The 8,175-nt window shown below is 54.0% G+C and carries 10 protein-coding genes and 1 pseudogene; 5 read left to right on the top strand and 6 right to left on the bottom strand.

The window, feature by feature from the left end:
* Window positions 1-270 precede the first annotated feature (270 nt).
* Both G8O24_RS41935 and G8O24_RS41930 read left to right on the top strand, forming a co-directional pair.
* Window positions 271-459 (top strand): DUF3606 domain-containing protein, encoded by a 189-nt coding sequence (locus tag G8O24_RS41935; protein ID WP_188108332.1) that lies wholly within the window; start codon window positions 271-273, stop codon window positions 457-459.
* A gap of 4 nt (window positions 460-463) precedes the next feature.
* Complete coding sequence (locus G8O24_RS41930) at window positions 464-784, top strand: hypothetical protein (RefSeq protein ID WP_311972217.1); 321 nt, start codon at window positions 464-466, stop codon at window positions 782-784.
* 299 nt (window positions 785-1,083) lie between these two features.
* Here G8O24_RS41930 and G8O24_RS41925 read toward each other — a convergent pair whose 3' ends face one another.
* The 3 genes from G8O24_RS41925 to G8O24_RS44130 form a co-directional block, all read right to left on the bottom strand.
* Window positions 1,084-1,758 carry an endonuclease NucS domain-containing protein gene (locus G8O24_RS41925; protein ID WP_244646368.1) on the bottom strand — a complete coding sequence of 225 codons (675 nt, stop codon included), beginning with the start codon at window positions 1,756-1,758 and terminating at the stop codon, window positions 1,084-1,086.
* Window positions 1,759-2,032: 274 nt separating this feature from the next.
* On the bottom strand, window positions 2,033-2,725 hold the full coding sequence (locus G8O24_RS41920; protein ID WP_188108330.1) for a hypothetical protein: 693 nt from the start codon (window positions 2,723-2,725) through the stop codon (window positions 2,033-2,035).
* 291 nt (window positions 2,726-3,016) lie between these two features.
* Complete coding sequence (locus G8O24_RS44130; RefSeq protein ID WP_188149072.1) at window positions 3,017-3,439, bottom strand: hypothetical protein; 423 nt, start codon at window positions 3,437-3,439, stop codon at window positions 3,017-3,019.
* Between the two features lie 501 nt (window positions 3,440-3,940).
* Between G8O24_RS44130 and G8O24_RS41915 the strand changes: the two genes are divergently transcribed.
* The 3 genes from G8O24_RS41915 (at window position 3,941) to G8O24_RS41905 (ending at window position 6,175) form a co-directional block, all read left to right on the top strand.
* Entirely contained in the window at window positions 3,941-4,639 is a 699-nt protein-coding gene (locus G8O24_RS41915) for a hypothetical protein (protein WP_188108329.1), read from the top strand.
* A gap of 105 nt (window positions 4,640-4,744) precedes the next feature.
* A complete protein-coding gene (locus tag G8O24_RS41910; protein WP_188108328.1) occupies window positions 4,745-5,089 on the top strand; it encodes a hypothetical protein in 345 nt (114 codons plus the stop codon).
* 72 nt (window positions 5,090-5,161) lie between these two features.
* Entirely contained in the window at window positions 5,162-6,175 is a 1,014-nt protein-coding gene (locus G8O24_RS41905; RefSeq protein WP_188108327.1) for a hypothetical protein, read from the top strand.
* Window positions 6,176-6,258: 83 nt separating this feature from the next.
* Here G8O24_RS41905 and G8O24_RS41900 read toward each other — a convergent pair whose 3' ends face one another.
* The 3 genes and pseudogenes from G8O24_RS41900 to G8O24_RS46445 all read right to left on the bottom strand — a co-directional run.
* The gene (locus G8O24_RS41900) at window positions 6,259-7,233 is read right to left on the bottom strand and encodes a hypothetical protein (protein ID WP_210324917.1); all 975 of its coding nucleotides are present in this window, start codon (window positions 7,231-7,233) and stop codon (window positions 6,259-6,261) included.
* 154 nt (window positions 7,234-7,387) lie between these two features.
* Complete coding sequence (locus tag G8O24_RS41895) at window positions 7,388-7,825, bottom strand: hypothetical protein (protein WP_188108325.1); 438 nt, start codon at window positions 7,823-7,825, stop codon at window positions 7,388-7,390.
* Window positions 7,826-8,044: 219 nt separating this feature from the next.
* A pseudogene (locus G8O24_RS46445) lies at window positions 8,045-8,175 on the bottom strand (phosphoribosylamine--glycine ligase); the annotation flags it as partial.

The raw sequence follows: 8,175 nt of genomic DNA, 5'->3' as shown, positions 1-8,175 counted from the left end.
GCTTCGGACTCCTCGCCCGATAGTTCCATCCGTCAGTCTCCTCCTGGCTGCCTCAACAGCCAAGAATCGCAGAGCACAAACCGAGCGGAAACCCATCAATCAAATGGGAGAAAAGCCTCGCTTACGAGCCATCAAGCCATCCGCTGTCTGGTCGTTCCTATCAGCGTCTCGCCGTGAGCCGCGCGTCCGACATCGCGCGTCCCTCAAAGCGGGCAGGGGCTCCCGGAACCGGGCCACTTATGTCCGCGTTGCGCCATGAGGAGGAGTGTCATGGCTAAGCAGGCGAACAAACAATCCGTCCGCGGGCGCAAGCAGGACCGCAGCCGCGTGGCCGGCGGGCAGGATTACGAAGTCCAATACGAGGCCAGGAAAACGGGACGATCGGCTTCGCCCGTCAAGAAGGCGGTCAGAAAAGTCGGCAATACCAGGAAGAAGGTCGAGAAGAGGCTCGGGCGATAGTCCCGTGCCACAGACCTCGTCACATCAGCCATCGCGGCTACGTCGCCACATCGAGGGCTTGGGGCCTTACCAGTCCCTGGTGCTGCTTCTGATCCCCGCCAGCATCGTCGAGCCCTTGAAGCTCGGTGCCGTCGCGATTGCGGGTGAAGGGCATTGGATCACCGGCACCGCCGTCATCGTGTGCGCCTACGCAGCCAGCCTGTTTCTGGTCGAAAGACTGTTCAGGATCGTCCGCCCGAAACTCCTCACGCTGCCGTGGTTCGCCCGCCTCTGGAATTGGCTGCTGTCCGTGCGCGCCAACGCCCTTGGATGGCTCCGCCGTTGAGCCAGAGCCGTAGGGGGTGTCCCGTTCGCAATGACAGGGAATTCGCAGTTACGGTCGCGCGACGCTAAATGGGCGGCGTCGAAGGCGGCCGGAGGGTAAGATATCACGGGTGGACTGCACCTCTGCACCGAGACACGATAGTTTCAGTGACAGAGCCCTAAACGGGCGCAACAGATGCTTAGGCGTTGGAATTTTGTGCACTGTCACCGTAATTCCGGGCTGTCACTGTAATCATCGTGTCTCACTTCAGGGGGGCAGTCCAGCACTGTCACCGCAAATGAGTGTGCCGACGCCAATACCTACTTCAGCTCCGCGAATTTCAACGAGAATTCATAGGTAAGAAGCTTGAAGTCTACTGTCCTCTTCGCCGCAGCCCTTATGCGGTCGGAGAATTCTGATGCTATCAACAGTACGCGAGCCGGCTCCTTCCGCTGGTCAGAGAGGGCTTGCGCATATCCAAGCGCCTGCTCCATTGCGCCGGCGGGGCACTTTCCTGCCTTCAACTCGATGACGACAAGCTTTCCGGATGAATCCCGAGCAAGGATATCGATGAACCCGGTATCCACCTGAACCTCGGCTCCTTCTTCAACCAAACCCGCCTCGATGTTGGAAAGCTGACGGCGCACAGCTGCGTGCATTTCTTTTTCGAGCCGGAAAGCTAGCCCTGACGATTGTTCCGCTTCTTGGACGAGTTCTTCTTCCTCCTGGACCTCAGCAGAGTCCTTGTCCAAGTAGAACTGAATGTACCGATTCAAGATTGCGCGCGCCGCACTCGGGTAGAGATGAAAGGGGTCGCTTGTCTGTTCTTTACCCCACACGATGAGCTTATCCACCCCATCTCGTTCTATAGCTTCTTCAAGGCCACCTGCGAGGGCATCGATTCTCGTGATGTACGAGCTGTACTGAGAAATAGTATTAGGCGCCAATCCCTGCTTGACGCGGCAGTAGTCCTTGAATTCCTGTAACCTAATCATCTTACCCACCATTCAAATCAGTTACACGCTCGTGACACAGGCGAGCAATGGGAGCATTATGCAACTAACCGTAAGGCAAGGATAAATCAACGAGACGAAACGCTTTGAATTTGGCACTGCTACCGTTACCTGAGGATCGTCAACTGTTCGTGTGCTCGATTGCGGAGTACGTGTACGATTTGGCTGACCGCTACGAAGAGTTCAAGCAACGGCAGGAGCAGCGGTCCAAAAAGACGAAGTCGTAGCAGCGACGGAGCGCTGATTCGCTGCTATGTTATTCGCGTCGAAAATATTGGTCCAATTCCCTGCCAATCGCTTTCCTCCGTCCCTCTCCCTCCTCTAGTCTATTTTTCAAGCTGTCCGCCGCTCGCTTCACTGCGTCAAATTCGGCTGCCGTTTCCTCATTCAACCTCTTGAGGGAGAGATCAATGCGTTGAGCTTGATCTCGAACACTCTGCTTTGACTCTTCGGCAAAGAGATGGAGGTCAGCTAGGTCCTTGAACGATTTCGTATGCTCTTCCTTGGCGAGCTGCAGCATTGTCGTTTGTCTCACCAACGATAGGACAACGCCGGTCACCTCTCGCTTTGTTTCGTCATCAGCCAGCGGCAATCGGCGATCGACCATTGCCTCAAACGATTCACCAGTTTGGAACTGAATACAATCTCGGACCACTGTAATACTAAGGTAGCGAGTATGGTCGTTTATGTGCTCCAGATATCTGCACAGCTGACCGAGAAAATCATTTGCTTGGCGCAATCCGGGTAAAAGCTTGTCTAGCCGATCTTGCTCTTTGAGAACCACATTGACGCGTTGTGTGCCTCGGACGCCGATGAAGGCCAATACAGCAGCAGCAACCGCCACCAATACCCCTACTAGCGTCTGCCATTCCCTCAGCTCAAATCCGTACTTTGCTTCAAGCAAATTGCCGTAGCCGAACCCGAGTACAAATCCGTAGATCGCGGCCATTGCTATAAAGATCGTCGAGTTTCTTACAGGCATCTTTTTGATAGCTTCCTAATTCTCCCGGTCCGTACTACGACCTAGTACAGCCACATTGCCGCAGTGCGCCGTATTACGGTGACAGTGCATTAAACTATGTCAGCTGATGCTTTGGCCTTCGAATTTATCAACGTAATCGCCCTAATCGCGACTGACGCTTTGGCTTTGGCAATTTAGTACAAGGCGATGGGTTTCGCAGGGGCTCAACCCACCCTACGCGCTCGTCAATATGATTGATTATCCAGCCCATCCTACGTGCTATTTTACGATCTTTCGGCACGTCAGTTGAGCAGCCACAAAGCATCCAATGCAGTATGGGGGGGCGGAATTGCCAGTGAATTTGGCGCCAACGACATAGTACCCATCGGGACAAGTGGGCGTTACCGGGCCCGTACCGCCATTGATGTTGATGTCCGGAGTGTTCTGCGGTTCCGAGCCATAATGTGCAAGAGCTTGAAAGCGTTGCGATGTGTAGAGAATTGAGACTGCGCTGCTAGCAAACCCGGCGAAGGCAATAGCGGCCGCAATCCAGAAGACCGCACCCGCTCGCAAATCAAGGCGCTTTAGTCTTCTTCTGATGCCCGGAAGTTTCGACGCCAACCATGTAACTATACCGACCGCTACCCATTTTAGAAACTCTAAGGCAAGATCTTTGAAAACTCCATCGAACCAGCCAGTCATCGAAATAACCTTTGCTAGAATGATTGAAAATCGAATGCTAGCGCATAGAAGCTACAATGCAAGGTTAGGTTGCTGTCGCCGTTCGCTTCCGGCTCAATTTCGAATTCGGTGAACTGGCGATGCATGGCGGCTTGTGGCAGCTGACCTCAATCGGTTCTTCGAAAAGGCGCCGCCGGGGGATTACGGTGACGGTGCACTAAACCATTATCAACTGACGCCCTGGCTGCGGAATTTAGCGCACCTTCACCGTATTTCCAGCGCGGCTGATTTCGCCCTCTGCCGCGAAGATCAATAGGGCGGGTTTGGTCACTCCGGATTACGGTGACAGTGCACTAAACGATGCCCACTGACTCTTCGGCTTTGGAAATTTGGTGCACTGTCACCGTAATTCGAGGCAGCGCGAAAGCGTCACCCTAAAAATTCTCCGCTATCAAAAGTTGATAGTGAGTCAAGCGGCAATTAGCGCTAAAGTACTGGCCTTAATTTTGGGGGCTTTACAATATGAACGATCCTTGGGCGTTCGGCTGGACACAGGTTTTTACCCTCGTCGGCTTTGCTATCACAATCTCCATCGCGATCGGCGGCTTTAAGACGTTCGGACGTTGGAGACGCGAGAAGCTGGAAGAAGAGCGGATAGCCGTCGCATTGGAGGCCGCTGCGCTAGCTTTCGAATCGAAGTACATTTTCGAAAATATCCGGAGCCCGATGGCGTACTCCTACGAATGGCAAGATTTGCCGAAGGAAGGTTTCAAAGACGATAGGGAGTGGAATTCGCGCGGCGCGCTGTATGCTCCCTTGAAGCGAGTGCGCGACAACAAGGAGTTTTTTGAAAAGGCTTTTAAGCTGCAGCCAAAATGCATGGCCCTTCTCGGGAAGGAGTGCGAAGAAATTTTCATGATGATGCATCGCGCGCGCCGCGAGATCGAAGTCGCCAGCCAAATGCTGACATGGCGAACCGAGACACTCAAACCTGACCTGCGCGACCAGCTTGAACGGGATATCTGGAACACTGGGGACTTCGAGCCCGAGAGTGACAGAGTTGGAAGGAAGCTAACGGAGTTTCGACTGAAGATGGAAGCTCTCTGTCAACCAATTATCGATGCGCCCTACCGTAGAGGTATCAGCTTGGCTTGGGCCAAGAGGGCGGCGTCTCGCGCTGCCGCTCCGACCAAGCGTTGGGAAACGGTGAAAAACGGATAATCAATGAGCATTGAGGAGTCTTCGAGGGTGAAACAGCGCCGAGATGGGGTCGGGCTCAGGGACAAACCATCCAATGCTGGAAAGCTTCAAGTTTTCGGATGACCTATGCCATTTTTCTCCGACCAAGAACCCGTCAGCGAGACGCTTTTCAGCGACCGATCGCTGTCAACGCGCATCGACATGCAGAACGGTCGCGCGGAGAACGTCGTCGCGAAGTACTCCAGCGATGCGCTGCTGTCGACGCCAACCGAGGACATCGTTGAGCGGGCCTACGACGTTTGCCATCTCGAAGTCCCTGTTCTGCGGGAGGACAAGACCTTTCAGGCCGACCCGCGTGAGGTGACTCGGGAGGTGCGGGATTACGGTCGCGTGATCAGCGTGGAAATTACGGTGACAGTGCACTTAACTGCGTCAGCTGATGCTTTGGCTTCGAACCTTAGTGCACTGTAACCGTAATTCTGATCGGGTTCATCGCGAGCTAGGAAAATCGGGTTCTGCATCCGCGGAGCTGAGAGGAAGGCTATGACGAACGTACACTATTTTCCGCGCTATTCGCAGCGCGAGAACTTCGAGACCAACAACACGCTTTTGCTCTTTCATCGGCTCTACGACTACAATCGTTTCCGCTTCGAAAAGCTGCTCGCGGTACTGCTTCGTAATGCTGCGACGGAAGCGGGCAACGCATTTACGCTCGGCCTGCAAATCAAGCAGCAGGTGGGCACTGGTACGAGTGTGGTCGACGGCTATCTCCATCAAGACAGCTTTCGCATCGCCATCGAGACCAAGCGAAGCGCGGACGGGTTCACCGCCGACCAGATAGGCCGGCACGTGACTGGTTTTTCACAAACAAGTGGCGGTTTTCTGTTTCTGTTGAGCCCCGAACAGGCCCAAATCGCCGGATCCCACTGGGAGAGCGTGCGTGCGGCGGCGATACAAAGAGGTGTAGTACTGATCCCCATCACATTCGAGGATCTGATTGCGGCATCTCAAGGCTGTCTCAACGATTATGATGAAGAGATGCGGGCCCTGGTCACGGACTATGAAGACTTCTGCAGCGAAGAAGGGCTTTTGCCGGTCGACAAATGGACGCTGTTTACGCCACCCTGCGGCCGTTCATACGAAATCAACGTCGCCGATCGCCTCTATTTCTGCCCGGCGAGTTGGTCTCGTCGTAAGGCCAGATACCTGGGTGTCTACTACGACAAGGCTGTCCGGCATATCGGAAGGATCACCAAACTTGTCGAGTGCGAAATTCAGAATGGAGCTGTCATTGGCGCAACCAAGGAGCTGACATCCGACGAGCGGCAGAGGATCTTGCATGCCTCAGGTGCCGCCATGGAACAGCAGGGGTGGGATCTCACGACCGGCACCCAATTTTTCCTGTGCGATGAGATGCATGACACCATGTTTCGCAAATCGACCCCCGGCGGGATCATGGGGCATCGCTATTTCGATCTACGCTCGTACCTATTGGAGGGTGTGCCCGACCGAATAGCCGATCTCGCGGAGCGTTTACGGACGAGCAATTGGGAGTAGATGCGTAAAAATTATCGTGTCTCACTTCAGGGGTGCAGTCCAGCACTGTCACCGTAATTCTTGTCACCGTAATTGGAGAATCTTCAGTCTTGACCGGTGGACTTTGCTAGCCAGTTATCCACCGCGACGAGAAGCTGATTGGCGGAGGCAATAGCTGGCTTTAGTAGTCGCACGACGATATCGCCGTCGAGCAGCAAGTGATCTCCGACTTTTGCGGCAGGGAGTGAACTGAGAATTTTGGTTCTTCTGACGTACTCGGAATCTGCCAGCGCGTCGCGATGAACAATAACGTTGCGGACGGCACTTAGAGCGTCGAGAGACTTGTCGGCAATGGCGCGGTCAATTTCCGCAGATCCCTTGGCAAAGGCTGAAGCATAAGCCTCTCTAATGCCGTCGAGGCTGGCGAATTCAAATCTTCCGCGCAATATCGTCCCCATTTTGTTGGCAACGTTAAATTCGTGCTTGGATATCTCATCCAGCCGAACTGATTTCGACTCTTTCGCCGCTGCGCCTGATTGATTTAGTTGACCGCCCTTTAGTCTTTTCGGCGCTCCAGTGAGATTTGCCAGAGATGCGGGATGTATGTTCAGTGCGGCTTCCCACAAATCGGCACTCATCGTTTCAATGATTGTCCATCCGGTAGTTAGATAGGACATCATTGAGGCCTGTATTGCTCCGATCGAAGAAGGGTCGCCGCCCATAGCCTCGAAGCCGACCAATCCATCAATGAGTTGATTGTGAGCGTGCTTGTCCCAATCTTCGGTTTGTTTGAGGCGCATGGCCTCGTGCACTATCTGCGCGAAGATTTCTTTGGACCGAATGTCGATCTCCTTTGCCTGTGCAGGCGCGAGATTGTTGGTCTTGAAACCGCCAGTAACCTCGAACACGGAACGCACGTAAGTGTCCCGCATTTTGATTGTCACGTTTCCAACCTGCGCGGGAAGTTGCATCAACGATCGCAGTCTCGCGCAGCGGCCACGAAAGAAGTCGGCAATGGGTTGGAGTTCTGTCGTTTTGGGTTTACGGTGAATGTTCCACGAATGATGCGCGTAGTCCAAGCAACTCCGAAGCTTGAAATCGTGGTTATGAGGGACCTGGATTTTGGCAGACATGTCTAAGCCCGGATTGCGGTGAAGTGCACTAAACGGTGTCGATTGATGCTTTGGCTTTGGAATTTAGTGAGCCGTCAACGTAATTCCGGATCTTTTGGCCTCATTTCCTCATCAAGATTGAGGCGAGACCAATTGCTCCACCCAGCAGCCCGACGACGCCTGGCACCCACATTAGAAACATCTCAAGGCGAGCCTTGCGCTCTGCCCTGACAATCGAACGGATATGCATAATGCCCTGCTCCGTGCAGTACACCCGGTTCGGCGGCACATGCTCCCACATTGTTTTGTCGCTAGCGTCGGGCAACGGAATCAACATTCGCGCGGCTTGACGGGTGTAGTAACGAGAATGGAGTCGCCGAATTTCATCGGCGCTATCGATACCGTCCATGTTGCGCTCATATTCGAGCGTCTCGATTTCTCCTGCGGAATCTTTCTTTGCTTTTGCTTCTTTGATCCAATCTTCGTATTTGCGGAACTTTTTAAGGTCAGCTCGTTGGATTTTAGATAGCTCCCACTGGAAGCGCAGATAATCGAACACCGACTACCCCCCTTTTGACCAACGTGTCTTTGCTAGCGTTTGAGCGTTCTTTTGATGCTTTTCTGCGATATCCGGCTTTGGGTATTTACGCCGCTCGGGCGCCCGGCTTCTCTTACGTCCATGCTGGGGACATTAGCATACAAATGCCGGGCGCGCCGGTTATCCACAATCTCTAATTGCGTGCGGTTTCGCGTCTGCTGAGCCCGTGCATATTCTCGAGCAAAGATCAAAGTAACTGCTTCGTCGGGACGTGCGAGAAACTCCTCGATCACGAACTCCGCGCCGGCCTCGCCAAAGGCGCCCTCGAACATCATGGCGAAGGCGTCCTCCGCCTCGCGCACTGACTTGGC

Source organism: Bradyrhizobium campsiandrae, from assembly GCF_014529705.1.
GTDB lineage: Bacteria > Pseudomonadota > Alphaproteobacteria > Rhizobiales > Xanthobacteraceae > Bradyrhizobium > Bradyrhizobium campsiandrae.
Note: the sequence above shows the minus strand (reverse complement) of the source record. Positions and strands in the feature narration are given on the sequence as shown.